The sequence below is a fragment of the Wenzhouxiangella indolica genome, assembly GCF_042310355.1.
In the GTDB taxonomy this organism is placed as follows: Bacteria; Pseudomonadota; Gammaproteobacteria; order Xanthomonadales; family Wenzhouxiangellaceae; genus Wenzhouxiangella.
The window spans coordinates 73,046-89,225 of record NZ_JBHJMR010000008.1; the positions used below are offsets into that span (position 1 = coordinate 73,046).

Here is a 16,180-nt window from a genome sequence, read left to right on the forward strand (position 1 = left end):
GGTTGCAGGGTCCTGTGCGGGCGCGATGGCCTCGACCGGACCGGTCGACCTGCCGCCGGGCCGTCCGGTGCCCCTGCCCGCGGGCAAGCTCCCGGTGGATCCCGCAGACCACAGCGTCGCTCGGGTCTGGAACGAGGTGCTCCTGGTTGCGATCCGGGGGGACTCGCCGCGACCGAGCGTGCACGCGCGCAACCTCTTTCACTTGTCAGGAGCGCTTTACGACGCCTGGGCCGCCTTTCACGATGCAGATACGCCCCTGCTTCATGACGAGTCGCCGATGGCCGGGGACCAGGAGGCCGTGGAGACGGCGCAGAGCTATGCCGCCTACCGTTTGCTCAGCCATCGCTTTGCCACTTCTCCGGGCCACACGGAGAGCCAGGCGATGTTCGATCTCGTGATGGAAACCCAGGGCCTGGATCCGGATTTCACCGATACCGACGGCGACACACCCGCCGCCCTCGGCAACCGGATTGCGGCCAGCTACATCGATCACGGACTCGCCGATGGCGCCAACGAGGACGGCAACTACACGGACACGGTCGGCTACAACCCGGTCAACCTGCCCATGCTGGTCTGGCTGCCCGGCACCGGGGGACTTTCCGACATCAACGTCTGGCAACCGCTGATTCCGCCGGGAGCCGCCGGCCCGCAGGCTTTCCTGACCCCACACTGGTACGGGGTGGCACCCTTTGCGCTCGAGCATACCGACGGACAGGATGTCTACCATGACCCCGGAACGCCGCCTCAGCTCAGTGGGAGCGGAGACGCCGAGTTCCGCGAGCATGTCGTCGAACTGATTGCCTTCGGAGCGACCCTGGACCCGGGCGACGGCGAGACTGTCAACATCTCTCCGGCGGTCGCGGGCAACAACTCGCTGGGCGCGAACGACGGCAACGGGCATGGCGTCAACCCTGCGACCGGCCAGCCCTACCCCGACAACGTGGTCCTTCGGGGCGACTGGTCGCGCGTGCTGGCGGAGTTCTGGGCCGATGGCCCCCATTCGAGCACGCCGCCGGGGCACTGGAACGAGATCGCCAACTCGGTCAGCGAAGCCGTTGAGCGGCGGCGCATCGGCGGCGAAGGCGCAGCCGTGAGCGCGCTGGAGTGGGACGTGAAACTCTACCTGGCCCTCAACGGCGCCCTGCACGATGCCGCCATCGCCGGTTGGGAAGTCAAGTACCTTTATGAGAGCTCGCGCCCCATCACGCTGATTCGCGGTATGGCCGAGCGCGGCCAGTCTTCGGATCCCGCCCATCCTTCCTTTGACCCCGAAGGCCTGCCGCTCGTGCCCGACCTGGTGGAGCTCATCACGCCGGAAAGCTCAGCCGCCGGACAACGCCACGAGCACCTGGCCGACCATGTCGGCGAGATCGCGATTCGCGGATGGCTGGGGCACCCGCAGGACCCGGAGTCGGAGATCGGGGGCGTGGACTGGATTCGGGGTGTGGAATGGCTCCCTTACCAGGCCAGAAATTTCGTCACTCCGCCCTTTCCGGGATACGTATCCGGCCACAGCACTTTCAGCCGAGCCGCCGCCGAGGTTCTAACCGAATTTACCGGTAACCCCTACTTTCCGGGCGGGTACGGCGAGTTCAGGATCGAGGTCGGCGGAGAATTCGAACTCGACTTCGAGCACGGCCCCAGTCAGCCCGTCGCGCTGCAGTGGGCCACATACTACGACGCCGCGGACGAAGCCGGCCTCTCGCGCGTCTACGGCGGCATCCACCCCACTTACGACGACTTGCCGGGGCGCATCATCGGCAGCGCGGTCGGACTCGACGCCTACGCGCAAGCGCGCGCCCTGTTCGCGCCGGTGGCGGGACAGGATCCCGGTCAGGGCCAGCCCGCCAGCGTCCCTGTAATGTCCCGTCCGGGCCTGCTGCTGCTCGGCGGCCTGTTGCTCCTTCTGGGACTGCGGGCTTCCCGGCCGGTCCATTGATGGCCCCGGGGCAAGGGTGGCCACACTCCCGATCCGAAGAATGATCTAAGTCGGGCCTTCGCCAGCTCTCCCGCGGTTGGCATCGCACGGGGCGGCTGAACGCGATCGAAATGGCTGCAGGCTATTGTCGTCGAGGCCGCGCCAGGGTGGCGTTCAGCTTTCAGCCAAACCAGGACTTGGCGTCCGACACCCAGACCGGGAAATCGGTTTCAATGTGGCCTGTTCGACGGGCCCCGCTGCGAGCCAGGTCCAGATCCTGAAGGCGCAAACTGCCCTGCCGCGGCTGGAAACCGGGGACATACCTGAATCAGCCGACCCCGATCGGCTCCCTACGCAGATTGCCGGCGGCGCAACGCTGAATTCCCCCCGGCCTTGCCGCACGCACTCCAGGGCGCCGTCGCCCATTCGGGCTTCCCGCGTCTTCTCAGGATTTCGGAGTGCGCACCTCGGGCCACTTCCCGCTTCGGTTTCCCTCCACGGTTGAAAGCGCCAGTCTATGGCGCTTCGCGCCATGCCTGGCGCACCAAAAAAAAAGGGCCGGCGGAAGTCCGCCGGCCCTGAAGTTCCGGGTTGGGTGCCTGTGGCACCCGACCCAGTATCTCCGCGGTTTCTTATTACTGTTCGAAACGGTCGCGGAAGAGCACGTCACCGTCTTCACCGACGATCAGCGTTGCCGGCACCGTGCGGGTGACGATCTCGCCGTCACCTTCGTCGAGCTCGACCACGACGTCGGCCGTGTAGGTGCCGTCCGCCAAGCCGGTGGCATCAAAGATGACATCGACTTCCGACTGACCGCCGGCGCTGACGCTGCCGGTCTCGGGCGAGAGGCTCAGCCAATCGACCGGGCCGCCGCCACCGCCAGCGATGAACTTCACGGCGTTGTAGGCCATGAGGTCCAGGTCGCCGGTCCAGGCGTCGGCACCGTCAGCGCTGTAGAGGGCGTTGAAGGCGACCGCGTAGTCGTTGTACGCGATCAGGGCTTCACCGTCGCTCCACTCGGCGATCAACTCGGCGTCGTTCTGCGGCGTAACGTTGATCCGGATCGTATCCGACTCGAGGGTGGAAACACCTTCGAAAATCGGATGTTCCGTGTCGGTGATGTCCATCGTCACCGTACCGGTCGCGTCCGCGTCAGCCATGTTGAACGGGCCGTACTCATCGTCGATATATCGTCCGGCCAACTGCCAACCCGCATGATCGAACGGGAAGTTGAAGAACACGATGCTGCCACCGGCGTCAACGTAATCGGCCAGGGCGTCACCAACAGCCACGTCGGCATTGGCGGCTCCCCACTGATTGTTGTTGGTGGTCACGACCACATCGTAAGACTCCAGATCAGCGACCGTGACATCGGCCAGGGTACCGCTGTAGAACTCCGCCGTTACGTCGGGGAAGGAGTTGAGCGCATCGACCAGATTGGTCGGCGGGAATCCGCCAACCTCATCGTCAGGCGACAGTACGCCTACGCTCAGGTCAGTGCCGCTGGGCTGGACGCTCACCCGACGCACCTCGCCGTCGAACGCGGCAATCGAGCCGGCTCGAGACGAATCATCTCCGTCACGATCAATACCCGGATGACCAATGCGCATCAGGTCGACGTTGACCGCCGGCGTGGTGTTGGACGTCGTCAGCTCGAAGGTGGCCTCGGCCAGGCCGTCGTTGACCATCGTCATCGTCTGCGTTTCCGAACCGCCTGCCTCGAGGACCGCGAGGAACTCGTCCTCGAAGATCGACGTGCAGCCCAGTTCGATCTGCAGATCGAAGTCGAGCGTGACGCTACCGCCTTCGCTCAGAGCGACATCGGTTTCCGTTTCACTGACGTGATCCGGCGCACTTGCCGTGACATCAACCGGTGCGTCGTCGGAGTCGAACGCGATGGCGTAATCGCCGTTGGCGTCGGCCGTCGTCGTGAAGGTCGTACCGGACTGTCCGGTCACCGCAAGCTCGGCGCCTTCGGCCGGGAACGGATTGCTCTCGCAATAGCCCAGGCTGCTGACGTTGCCGGAGATCGTGGCGAAGCTCGGCGGTGCGGTAACCGTCAGACTGACCGGCACAGCGACGACCGGATTCTCCGGATCATTGCTGTTGACGCAGATGCTGGCCTCGTAGTCGCCCGGAATGAGACCCGAGCTGTCGATGACCACGTCCACGTCTTCCGATCCGCCAGCGGCAACGCTGCCGTTGCTGCTGGAGAAGCTCAGCCAGCTCACGTCGCTCGGCGATGCGCAGCCCGAGGGCGACTGCATCTGCGGGCGAACGAACAAGGCAGAGAACTCCGGGAAGGTCTCGGCGGTACCCAGCTCGCTCCACTCACCGTCGTCGGTGCGGAAGTAGCCGGCACCCACGCCGCCCGGGCCGTCCTCGTCCGAACCAAGGAACACATTGGGATCGGAAACTTCCCAGCGCGCGCCAATATAGACACGGCCGGACTCGACCACGATGTTTTCGCTGGTCAGGTCCACGCTGTACCACACGATCGGGTCCGGAAGGCCGTCCGGCAGGCCGGTGGCCGTCGCGGGTACCGCGGCGATCTCCGTGCCGGGGCCGCCGCCGGTGCCGTCATCGTCGAATACGACAAGCTCGAAGTCCCGGGATTCAGGACCCTGCGACAGCAGCGCGACACACACGGTGCCGAGCACGCGCTCGCCTTCGGGCTCGAAGCCTTCGATCACGGTGACGTCGGTGGCCACGGCCGGGTTGCCGGAGTAGCCGTTCTCGATCGTGCCGTCGTCGTGGATGACCAGACCCGGTGCGCCGTCGCAGTCAAAGGCGCCGGCAGGGCCGACACGCGTGGCTGCCGGCAGCTCGTCGCCAAAGGCGGCGAACATGTCGGTGCCGTCGTGGCTGCCGCTGTTGAGGCCGGCACCCGCACCCGATTCGCCGTCGGCGGCGAGCACGGTCGGTTCGGCTTCTTCAAGCGTCCAGTCGAGCTGGCCGGCACCGTCGGCGTTGCCGATCGTCAGCGTCTGCGTGTCGGTGTTACCCGGATCCATCGTGGAGCTGAAGTCTGCCGGTGCCGTGTCGACACAGGGCTCGTCGAGATCGAGGCTGAAGTCCACCGTAATGGAGTCGGCCGGCACCAGTTCAACACCGGTATCAGTGCCGTCAAGGTGGTTGGGCGCGCTCGCGGTGATATCAACCGGCGTTTCATCGCTCGGGATGTAGATCTCGTAGAAGCCGTTCTCGTCGGCCGTCGCGGTGTAGGTGTCGTTCTGGCCAACGATGCTGATGGTCGCACCGGCGGCGTCGAACGGATCCGATCCGCAGTAGCCCAGGCTCTGAACCGTGCCGTTGATGCCGGCAAGATCCTGGCCGGGCTCGACGGTGACGATCAGCTGCGACGGGGCAATGGCAATCGGGGAATCCACGGAGCCGTACAGCGTGGCTTCGTAAACGCCCGGGCCATCGAGCAGCGAGGTGTCGACCTCGACGTCGGTCTGGGTGGTGCTTTCGGCCGGAACCGTCACGGTCGCCGGATTGGCCACGGCCCAGTCGACGGGCGGAAGTTCGATCTCGACGTTGTCGACGTAGACGTACCAGTCCCATCCGGAGACGTACCGGAATCGGATCTGGACCTCGGGGTTACCCGCAACGGGGGCGAGGTCGACCGTTTCACGGGCGGCCGCGTCATCGTTGACGGCACCGGTGTAGGTAGCCAGCACCTGCCAGGTGTCACCGCCGTCGGTGGTCGCCTCGACCGTGGTGGTCGTGCCGCCGAAGTCGTTCTGGCTGAAGTCGAACTCCAGCGAGGCCGGCGTGGGCGAACCGAGGTTGATGACCGGGCTGATCAGCGAGGTATCAACGCTCACGCCGTCGCCGCAGCTGTCGCTGTCGACCGCGGCACCGCGGGTGCTGCCGGCGACCAGGCCCGGGAAGGTGCTCATCGGGTAGTCGTCGGTGGTCAGCCACGGGCAAGCCGGTGAGCTGTCGTCGGTAACCGTCCAGCCTTCCGGCGGGAAGTCGCCGCCTTCGAAGTCTTCGACGAAGGGCTCCGGCTCGAAGGTGAGATCGACATCCCCGGACAGACCGCCGATGTTCTCGACATCGATGCTCTGTGTTCCGGTGGTCGGGTACTCGACCGTCATTTCGATCAGCTCGGGCAGGATGATTTCCGGCACGGCCTCGACGGTGACCTCGAAATCGGTCGGCGTCACGTCGTAGGCACTGCCGTCAGTAACCATCAGCGGGATGTTGTAGGTGCCGACATCCAGCATAGTGGCGTCAACGTTCAGGTCGACGTCGACCGACCCGCCCTGCGGAACCGTCACGGTTTCGGGATCGACGCTGGCCCAGGGAACCCCGGCGTTGTCGGACGTCACTTCGACGTCGTCAACCACGACCCAGTAGTCCCAGCCGGCCTGATAGCGCCAGCGCAGGCGGACATCGTCCTCGCCCGCCCAGGCAGACAGGTCAAGGTTCTGAGGCAGCACGGGGTCGTTCGGATAGGCGACATCTTCGCCCTGCCAGCTCTCGACGTTCTGCCAGGCACCGCCGTCAACACTGATATCGACATCAACGGTGGTTGCCGACAGAGACCTGATGGCAAGGTCGAAATCGACCGCGGCGGTTGAAGCGCCGGCCAGGCTGAACGACGGGGTCACCAGGGACGTGTCGGAGGCCGAACCGCTTCCGCAGGCATCGCTGTCGGCGGCCGCGGCGCGGAAATCACCGGTCCAGCCGGGCATCGGGAAGTCGTCGGTGGTTTCCCAGGGGCAATCGCCATCATTGACGACGTTCCAGTCATTCGGCGGGAAGCTGCCTTCGAAGTCCTCGGTCAGAACCGCACCGGACCCACCGAATGCGAGATCAATCTCGGCATCCGCCGTGCCGGTGTTGTTGATGGTAGCGGTGGTCGACCCGTTGTCGCCGCGATCAACCGTCAGCGCGGCCGTGGCCGGCAGCTCGATCAGGCCGGCATTGAGCGTGAAGTCGGCCGTGATCGGGCCGGTGACTTCGCCGATGCTGTCGTCGAGGGACTCGTAGCCTTCGGCGCTGATGGACACGTCGTACGTTTGACCCGCCGGAAGATCCTGGCTGTAGTCGCCGTTGGCGTCGGTCGTAGCCGGGCCGTAGGAGAAACCGTCACCGTCGGTGAACAGCAACTCGGCGCCCTCGACCCCGTCGCCGGGGAAATTGGCGTCGTCGACATTGCCGCTGACCGTTTCACCGGCGACCGGCTCGAGGTCGACGTCGAGCGTGACGTCCTCGTCTTCCGCGATGGTGAAGTCGGTGATCAGGGTGGTGACATAGCCGTTACGCGAGAACTCGATGTCGTAGACCTCGCCGGAACCGGTCTCGGGCAGGCTCATGCTGTAGAAGCCGTTGGCGTCGGTCGTCGCCTCGATGGTGTTGCCCTCGGGATCGACGGTGGAGACGAGAACTCCGGCAACCGGAACCGAAGTGTTCTGATCGATCACCGTGCCGGAAAGCGTGCCGCGCGGGCCGCACTGCTCAATCGCCATCTGGGTGGCGGCGAGCAGATCGATTTCGCCCCAGCCGGCGGCGTAGTTCGGGTGATTGACGCCGGGTTCGACGTCCGGATCACCGGCACCGCCGCCGTCGTAGTCGACCGGAACAGCGGTTTCCATCATGATCGAGCCGATGGTCTGGTGGTCGCCCACCAGGCAGGGGGCGGCGCTGAGCATGACCGCCGCGGCGCCCGTGGCGTGCGGCGAGGCAAAGGAAGTGCCCGTCGAGGACGTCGTTCCGGTGTCGCTGCCGCTGCTGGCGCCGGGGATGCCCTGGCCCGGTGCAGACACGTTGGGCTTGAGATCCGGGTAACCGAAGTGATCGAACGAGTCGGGCGATCCCGGGTTGTCGTTGTCAGTCGGGCCCCAGTTGGAATGGGTGGCGTAATTGCCGCCGGTCTGCGTGGTCGAGCCGATGCCCATCACGCGTCCGGAACGGGCCGGGTTGCCGACCGTGTCCAGTCCGGGCGGTGAGGCGTAGCCGCAGTTGCCGGAGTTGCCGTTGGAGAAGAACGGCATCACGCCGGCGGCGTACATCGAATCCCAGAGCGGATCCAGGCTCGTGTCGTAGGTCGTGGAGCAGCTGCCCCAGGAGTTGTTGACCACGTGCGGGCGCTGATCCGGATCCGGATTGTCGCCGTTGAGATCGGTCGGGGCGATCATCCAGTCGAGGCACTGGTAGACACCGGCGCAGGAACCGCCAGCGCAACCGCCGCAGGCGATCCACTCGGCGTCCGGGGCCACCCCGGTCTGCGTGCCGCCGGAGTCGCCGGTCATGATGCTGACCACCAGCGTTCCGTGACCTTCGGGGAAGGGTTCGGAAGCACCGGTGTTGGGATCAAACCAGTTGTAGTCGTGGCTGAAGCTGCCGCCGCCGTCGTTGCCGCGGTAGCCGTCAACCAGCAGTTCATGGGTGTAGCGCGGGGAGGAATCGTTGAGGCCGACGACGATGTCCTGGCCTCGGAAGCCGAGCTGATCCCAGACGTCGGTCGCCTTGATCTGGTCGAGGTTGGCCACCGGGCCGCCGCCCAGGGTGGTGTCCTCATCCTCGGAGTCGAACAGTTCGAACTCCGGCTTCTCGTAGATCCGCTTGACGCCTGGTGCCGAGCGCACGCTGTCGAACAGCTGGTAGTCCGACTGCGTGACGATCATCATGTTGCCCAGCTTCAGGGACTGCACTTCGGCGCCCTGCTTTTCCAGGCGCTTGCGCACGTCCGTCTGGGTATCTTCAACAGCAGCGCTGAGCTGCTTGTGGACCCAGCGGCCACGCTCTTCCCAGCTCATGTCGTAGGCCCGGCTCAAATCCGGAACCTCGAACTGAACGAGGAGATCGATCTGCTCGCCCGACTGCAGCCGGTCTTCGAGATCGGGCTGCACGAACTCGACGCCATCGGACGCGACAGCTGTCGCGGCCAACAACATCCAGCTCAGACAGAGCAGTGTTGGTAAAAGTATTCGATTTCTAACCGATTCCATGAACCCTCCCAAGGCACGTGGTTGTTCGTTTGCTTGTGTGGCTGGTGAAACCATCGCCTCTGCGAGCCTTGAATCCCGACCGCACCAACGCGACAAAAACGCCGCGAAGGGACATTCGATCCAGAATCTTTTGCCCTGATTCAGGGCTTTTTTCAGCTGGTAGAGACAGACGGACTCACCATCCGGTCTGCTGGAGACTATGCGAAGTCGGATAGGCGTGTCAAATGGCCAACTTCGAATATGGCAATCTGCCCGTCAGGTGCGAAGACCGACGCCCCGATGCAGCAGGAACAGGGAGAAGAACAGCAAAATTGCGCCGAAAATCAGGATCATGAAGTACGCGAGGCCGAGCGATACGTCGGTGATGCCCAGCATGCCGTAACGCAGGGCGTTGACCATGTAGAGAATGGGATTGCCCAGGGCGAGCGTCGCCCAGATGCCCGGCAGAAGGCCGACCGAAAAGAATACGCCCCCGAGGTAGGTCATCGGCTGCAGAACGAAGGTGGGAATGATGGCGATATCGTCGAATTTCTGCGCGAACACGGCGTTGATGAAGCCGCCGAGCGCGAAAACGATCGAGGTCAGCAGCAGGATCGACAGCGTCACCGCCACGTTGTGCATGTGAAAGCCGGAGAAGAACCCGGCCACGAGCCAGACCAGGAAACCGACAACCAGGGCACGGAAGATGGCCCCCGAAACGTAGCCGGCCAGGATGATCCACGGCGGCAGCGGGCTGATCAGCAGCTCCTCGATATGCTTGCCGAACTTGGCACCGAAGAACGAGCTGGTGATATTGCCGTAGCTGTTGGTGATCACCGACAGCATGATCAGGCCGGGCACGATGAACTCCATGTAGTCGATGCCGCCCATCTCGCCCACGCGGCGGCCGATGATCGAGCCGAAGATGACGAAGTACAGCGACATCGTGATCACCGGCGGAATCAGGGTCTGCGGCCAGATCCGAACGATGCGCGTGACCTCCTTGATCAGGATGGTCTTGTAGCCGGTCCAGTAAGTGCCTGCGGTGACCTCGACGCTCATGCCGCCTCTCCTTCAATGCCGACCAGGCGCATGAACAGCTCCTCCAGGCGATTGGCCTTGTTGCGCATTGATATGACCTCCACGCCCTGCTCCTCGAGCACGCGGAACAGCCGGTTAAGGCTGCGCGACTTCGGGATGCTGGCCTCCAGCGTGGAGGCATCGCGCCGCACGATCTCGATGCCGTCGACCTCGGGCAGGGTGTCGATCGGCTCGCGCAGGTCGAGCACGAAGGTCTCGACCTGGAGCTTGCCGAGCAGGGCCTTGACCGAGGTATTTTCGATGATGTCGCCGTGGTCGATGATGGCCACGTTGTTGCACAGGTTCTCGGCTTCTTCGAGGTAGTGGGTGGTCAGGATCACGGTTGTCCCGGCGGCGTTGATGTCGGCGATGAACTTCCACATCGAGCGGCGGATCTCGATATCCACGCCGGCGGTCGGCTCGTCGAGAATCAGCAGCCTGGGTTCGTGCACCATCGCGCGGGCGATCATCAGGCGCCGTTTCATGCCGCCGGAGAGCTGGCGCGACGGGCCAAAGGCCTTGTCCCAGAGGCCGAGCTTGTTGAGATAGTGCTCAGCGCGCTCGCGCGCGACCCGGCGGGGCACCCCGTAGTAGCCGCCCTGGTTGACCACGATATCGAACGGCTTCTCGAACTGGTTGAAGTTGACCTCCTGCGGCACCAGGCCGATCTGCGCCATGGCGCGTGAGCGCTCCTTCTGGACGCTGATCCCGAACACCTTCGTCTCGCCGGAAGTGGCGTTGACCAGCGAACTGACGATGCCGATCAGCGTCGACTTGCCCGCCCCGTTGGGCCCGAGCAGGGCGAAGAAATCGCCTTCCTCGACGGACAGGTTCACGCCCTTGAGGGCGACGACGTCCTTGCGATAGACCTTTCGAAGGTCGCGGACTTCCAGCGCATTCATGACAATTGGCCTATTGGTTTCGTTCGGGCGGCAAGGCAGAATAGCAGGCTGTCCCCGGCCTGCCTTGCCGGGTTATTCATCTTGGGCCCGTATACGTGAGAATCAAATCCGGATTTCAATCGCTGGCGGCGATCCTGGCCGCCGCGCTGTTCGCGACCCCCGCATTGGCCCAGACCGGGCCGGGCGAGAATCGCTGGGCGGAACTGTCGAAGTGCGAAATGTCGGCCGCCGGCGGTCGCCTGACGGCTTCGGCCCTGTGCGGCACGATAGGCGTGCCCGAGAACCCGGACGAGCCGGAGGGCCGACAGCTGGACCTGGCTTTCGCGGTCAAGCCGGCGCGCGCCGGCACCGCCCGACCCGACCCGGTCGTCTTTCTCGCCGGCGGGCCGGGGCAGTCCGCGCGCGACGCCCTGCCGATCGTGCAGGCCGCCCTGCGCGAGCTCAACCGCGACCGCGACCTGATCTTTCTCGACCAGCGCGGCACCGGCGGCTCGAACGCGCTCGAATGCAGTTTCGACGAGCAGGGCGAGCTGTGGCTCGAACCCGATTGGGAAGAACTCAACCGGCAACTGCGCGACTGCCTGGACGACTGGGACGCCGACGTGCGCTACTACACCACCAGCGACGGCGCGCGGGATCTCGAGGCACTGCGCGAGGCCTATGGCTTCGAGTCGCTGAACCTGATCGGCGGTTCCTACGGGACGCGCATGGCCCAGGTCTACCTGCGCAACCATCCCGAGCGCGTTCGCAGCGTGGTGCTCGACGGGGTCGTGCCCACGCGCCTGGCCCTGGGCGCCGAACACGCCGAGATGCTCGACCGCGCCCTCGGCAAACTGTTCGCCGAGTGCCGCGAAGACAGCGCCTGCGCCGAAGCCTTCCCCGGCCTCGAGGAGGCGTTCGAAGCGCTCAAGGCCCGATACCGTGAACAGAGCCCCCAGGTGGTGGTCACCCATCCACGCACCGGCGAGGGCGTTGACCTGCGTTTCTCGCGCGACGTGCTCGCCTCGGCCCTGCGCTTTCTCGCCTACAACCCCGAAAGCCAGATGATGATCCCCTACCTGGTGCACGAGGCGGCCGGCACCGGCAGCCCCGAGCGCCTGGCCAGCCAGGCCATGATCGTCTCCGACCAGATGAACGACATGATCGCCATCGGCCTGAATTTCGCCGTCGGCTGCAGCGAGGACTGGCCGATCTGGCCCGAGGGCGTCGACCATTCGCAGACCCTGCTCGGCGACAGCATGCGCGAGATCTACGAGCAGGTCTGCGCCTGGTGGCCGGCAGGCGAGACGCCGCCGGATTTCCACGCACCATTCGACGCCGACGTGCCGGTTCTGCTGCTGTCCGGCGAGCTCGACCCGGTCACGCCGCCGGAATACGGCGAAGAGGCCGCCGAGCAGTTTTCCGACAGCCGCCACCTGGTGGCCAACGGCCGCGGCCACATCGTGCTGACCAATCCCTGCATGAGCGGCATCACCACGCAGTTCGTCCGCCAGGCGAGCGTCGACGAGCTCGACGTCGAATGCATGGACCGCATCGGCCACGAACCCTTCTTCCTCGACCTGCTCGGACCGGCGCCATGATTGAAGCCAGAAATCTCCGCAAGACCTTCAACAAGGGCAAGGTGGTCGCCGTCGACGACGTCAGCTTTACCGCCCGCGACGGTGAGATCACCGGCCTGCTCGGCCCCAACGGCGCCGGCAAGACGACCACGCTGCGCATGCTCTACACCCTGCTGCGCCCGGACTCGGGCTCCATGCGGATCGACGGCATCGACCCGGAAGAGCAACCGCTTTCAATCAAGCGCGCGCTCGGCGTGGTGCCCGACTCGCGCGGCCTCTACGACCGCCTGACCGCGCGCGAGAACATCCGCTACTACGGCAAGCTGCACGGTCTGAAAAAGGCCGATATCGAGCGCCGTACCGAAGAGATGGTCGAGATCCTGGACATGGGCGAGTTCATCGACCGCCGCACCCCCGGTTTCTCGCAGGGGCAGCGCGTCAAGGTCGCCATTGCCCGCGCCCTGGTCCATGCGCCCAGGACGGTGCTGCTCGACGAGCCTTCCAACGGCCTGGACGTCATGACCACCCGCGCGCTGCGCGAATTCCTGCGGCAGCTGAAGGCGCGCGGCTGCTGCGTCGTGCTGTCGACCCACATCATGCAGGAGGTGGCCGCCCTGTGCGATCGCATCGTCATCATCGCCGACGGCAAGGTGGCGGCCGAGGGCACGGCCGAGCAGCTGCTGGCCCGCTCGGGTGAAGCCAACCTGGAAGACGCTTTCGTCAAACTCATCGGATCGGCCGAGGGACTGCTCGCATGAACGCCGTTTTCCTGAAGGAACTGCTCGACAACTTCCGCGACCGGCGGGTCATCCTCAACACCCTGGTTATCGGCCCGCTGATGGGGCCGGTGATCTTCGCGGTGATGATCTCCTTCATGGCCAGCCAGGCGGCCGAGCGCATGGAATCGCAGCTCGAGCTGCCGATCGTCGGCGCCGAGAACGCGCCCAACCTGATCGGCTTTCTCGAGCGCCAGGGCGTATTGATCGAAGCGCCGCCCGAGAACCCGGAAGAGGCCGTGCGCCGGGAAGACGAGGAAGTCGTTCTGCGCATCGGCCCGGATTTCGCCGAAGACTGGGAGGCCGGCCGGCCCGCCAGCGTGGAAATCATCGCCGACCAGTCGCGACGCTACAGCGGCACCTCGATCAGCCGGGTGCGCTCCTACCTCAACGGCTACAGCCAGCAGGTCAGCCAGCTCAGGCTGCAGATGCGCGGCGTGCATCCGGAAATCACGCGGCCGATCAACAGCGTGGTCACCGACCTGTCGACGCCGGAATCGCGCGGCGGCATGGTGCTGGCCTTCCTGCCCTACTTCATCCTGATCACCGTGTTCATGGGCTCGATGCACATGGCCATCGACACGACGGCGGGCGAACGCGAACGCAAATCGCTCGAGCCGCTGTTGATCAACCCGCTGCCGCGCTGGCAGATCATGGCCGGAAAACTCTGCGCGACCACCTTCTTCGCCCTGGCCACCCTTGCCCTGGGCCTGGTCGCCTTTGTCTACGCCATGGGCTTCCTGCCCGTCGCCTCGATGGACATCGCGCTCAACCTCGACTTCCGGGTCGCCGCCCTGGCCTTCATGCTGGTCGCGCCCGCGGCGCTGCTGGCCGCCGCGCTGCTGACCATCCTGGCGTCGTTCGCCAAGAGCTTCCGCGAGGCGCAGAGCTACATGGGCCTGGTAATCATCATTCCCATGATCCCCAGCTTCTGGATCCTGATCGACCCCAGCCGCGCCGAGACCTGGATGACCCTGATCCCCCTGCTGAGCCAGAACGTGCTGATCCTGGAGCTGGTGCGCGGCGAGGCAATCAACTGGGCCTGGTTCGGCTACAGTATCGGCACCACATCGGCCCTCGCCGGCCTCCTGGCCGCCGTAGCCGGCACCCTCTACAACCGCCCCAGGCTGATCTTCACATCCGGGTAGACCCGAGAGTCGCTACGACCCGGCGGCTGGCCCCTGGCACGTGCCCAAATCGTAGGATGTGTGGAGGCCGAAGGCCGTAACGCATCTGTGCCAGCGGTCGATCTTTCCTCGGCGTCCGGGGGCCAACACCACGTCGTCCCGATGCGTTGCGCTACGCTCCACGCATCCTACGCCCCGACGGCTCTCCCCAGGCACGCCCCCGAAACGTAGGATGCGTGGAGGCCGAAGGCCGCAACGCATCTGTGCCGGCGGTTGGTCGTTCTTCGGCGTCCGGGGGCCAACACCACGTCGTCCCGATGCGTTGCGCTCCGCTCCACGCATCCTACGACCCGAAGGCTCTCCCCTGGCGCGTGCCCGAATCGTAGGATGCGTGGAGGCCGAAGGCCGTAACGCATCTGTGCCAGCGGTCGATCTTTCCTCGGCGTCCGGGGGCCAACACCACGTCGTCCCGATGCGTTGCGCTGCGCTCCACGCATCCTACGCCCCGGCGGCTGGCCCCGGGCACGCGCCCGAAACGTAGGATGTGTGGAGGCCAAAGGCCGTAACGCATCTGTGCCAGCGGTCGATCTTTCCTCGGCGTCCGGGGGGTGATCGCCACGGTGTGATGATGCGCCCGCCAACGTAGCGACCCTTCCTATCCCTTCGGCGGCCACGGAATGAACGGCGAAGTCGTGCGCTGGTACTCGCGGTAGGCGTCGCCGCGCGACTTCAGCGACTGCTTCTCGGTATACGGGATCCCGGAGATCCGGTAGAGGAACAGCAGCATGACGACCGGCCCCAGCCAGGCCAGCCACTGATTGGGCGCACCGACCGCCACGAGCGGATAGCTGAACCAGTGCAGCCACTCGAAGAAGTAGTTGGGGTGACGTGAGTAGCGCCACAGCCCCTCGCGACACACCCGGCCGCTGTTGGACGGATCGGCCTTGAACGCGGCCAGCTGACGATCGGCCAGCGACTCCCCGGCGAGGCTGATGAACCAGACGACCACGCCAGCCACCACCCAGAACGACAGCGCCGACGAAGGGTCGTTGGCCACCACCCACACGGGCAGGGCGAACAGCCAGGCAACCACGGCCTGCAGCATGAAGAATGCGAAAAAGAAGGGATTGGCGCGCGCGCCGAAGTGCTCGCGCATGGACTGGTAGCGGCCGTCCTCGTCGGCGTGACCGGCGAGTCGCTGGACCAGGTGGGCGACGAGACGGCTCGACCAGGTCACCGCGAGCATGGCCGCGAGCAGGCGCTTTTCGACCGAACCGTCGCCGACCAGGGCGAATGCGATGGCCTGGACGCCGATCAGCGCCGCCCAGGCCGCGTCGACCCAGTCGGCTCGCCGCGAGCGAAGTTGCCATAGCCACATCACCGCCATGACGGCGGCGCAGCCGAGAAGAGCGATCACCAGTTCCATGGAATCGACATTAGCAGACAAGCAAACGCCCGCCGTGAAGGCGGGCGTCGGCATCCGACCGATGTTGCCGGCCGGTCAGACAGGCGCACCGAAGTGCGCCGCGGGTTCCCCTTCCCGAATTCGGGTCGAGTGCCGGCTCGCTTCAGCCGGCGACAGCGCGCAGGTGTGATTCCTGCTCGAGCTGCATCAGCCACTCGACGACCACTTCGTCGGCGAGCAGGTTGTCGAATCCGTTTTCTTCACCGTGGGCGGCCAGCTCCACGTCTTGTTCCTGTTCAGCGGCTCGGATGTTCTCTGCCATGGGAGGCACCTTTTGTCAGTTTTGCCATTCGCAGTGATTAATGCAGAAGGCGTGCCAACCACCTCGAAAAACCCATTTATCGGCTCATCAGCCGGTTTTCGGGCCGCACGGGGGCGCAAAAGTGACAGTTTTCGTCCACTTGCTGAC

The 16,180-nt window shown here is 65.2% G+C and carries 9 protein-coding genes; 4 read left to right on the forward strand and 5 right to left on the reverse strand.

Translation table 11 applies throughout. From position 1 onward, the window contains the following. Nucleotides 1-25 precede the first annotated feature (25 nt). Entirely contained in the window at nucleotides 26-1,939 is a 1,914-nt protein-coding gene (locus tag ACDC67_RS10265) for a vanadium-dependent haloperoxidase (RefSeq protein WP_376692852.1), read from the forward strand. A gap of 614 nt (nucleotides 1,940-2,553) precedes the next feature. Here ACDC67_RS10265 and ACDC67_RS10270 read toward each other — a convergent pair. The 3 genes from ACDC67_RS10270 to ACDC67_RS10280 all read right to left on the reverse strand — a co-directional run bounded on the left by ACDC67_RS10270 (nucleotide 2,554) and on the right by ACDC67_RS10280 (nucleotide 10,844). Continuing rightward, nucleotides 2,554-8,823 (reverse strand): carboxypeptidase regulatory-like domain-containing protein, encoded by a 6,270-nt coding sequence (locus ACDC67_RS10270; RefSeq protein ID WP_376692853.1) that lies wholly within the window; start codon nucleotides 8,821-8,823, stop codon nucleotides 2,554-2,556. A 315-nt stretch (nucleotides 8,824-9,138) separates the two neighbouring features. Beyond that, complete coding sequence (locus ACDC67_RS10275; protein ID WP_376692855.1) at nucleotides 9,139-9,924, reverse strand: ABC transporter permease; 786 nt, start codon at nucleotides 9,922-9,924, stop codon at nucleotides 9,139-9,141. Then, entirely contained in the window at nucleotides 9,921-10,844 is a 924-nt protein-coding gene (locus ACDC67_RS10280) for an ABC transporter ATP-binding protein (RefSeq protein ID WP_376692857.1), read from the reverse strand. The genes ACDC67_RS10275 and ACDC67_RS10280 overlap by 4 nt, the downstream gene beginning before the upstream one ends. A 95-nt stretch (nucleotides 10,845-10,939) precedes the next feature. On the opposite strand from ACDC67_RS10280, the gene ACDC67_RS10285 reads away from it, so the two are divergent. The 3 genes from ACDC67_RS10285 to ACDC67_RS10295 are packed head-to-tail and all read left to right on the forward strand — an operon-like array spanning nucleotide 10,940 to nucleotide 14,327. After that, nucleotides 10,940-12,424 (forward strand): alpha/beta hydrolase, encoded by a 1,485-nt coding sequence (locus tag ACDC67_RS10285; RefSeq protein WP_376692859.1) that lies wholly within the window; start codon nucleotides 10,940-10,942, stop codon nucleotides 12,422-12,424. Next, on the forward strand, nucleotides 12,421-13,161 hold the full coding sequence (locus tag ACDC67_RS10290) for an ABC transporter ATP-binding protein (RefSeq protein WP_376692860.1): 741 nt from the start codon (nucleotides 12,421-12,423) through the stop codon (nucleotides 13,159-13,161). The genes ACDC67_RS10285 and ACDC67_RS10290 overlap by 4 nt, the downstream gene beginning before the upstream one ends. Continuing rightward, the gene (locus tag ACDC67_RS10295; protein WP_376692862.1) at nucleotides 13,158-14,327 is read left to right on the forward strand and encodes an ABC transporter permease; all 1,170 of its coding nucleotides are present in this window, start codon (nucleotides 13,158-13,160) and stop codon (nucleotides 14,325-14,327) included. The genes ACDC67_RS10290 and ACDC67_RS10295 overlap by 4 nt, the downstream gene beginning before the upstream one ends. 634 nt (nucleotides 14,328-14,961) lie before the next feature. Here ACDC67_RS10295 and ACDC67_RS10300 read toward each other — a convergent pair. After that, the gene (locus ACDC67_RS10300) at nucleotides 14,962-15,753 is read right to left on the reverse strand and encodes a DUF1295 domain-containing protein (RefSeq protein WP_376692864.1); all 792 of its coding nucleotides are present in this window, start codon (nucleotides 15,751-15,753) and stop codon (nucleotides 14,962-14,964) included. A gap of 121 nt (nucleotides 15,754-15,874) precedes the next feature. After that, on the reverse strand, nucleotides 15,875-16,033 hold the full coding sequence (locus ACDC67_RS10305) for a hypothetical protein (RefSeq protein WP_376692865.1): 159 nt from the start codon (nucleotides 16,031-16,033) through the stop codon (nucleotides 15,875-15,877). Between the last annotated feature and the right edge of the window lie 147 nt (nucleotides 16,034-16,180).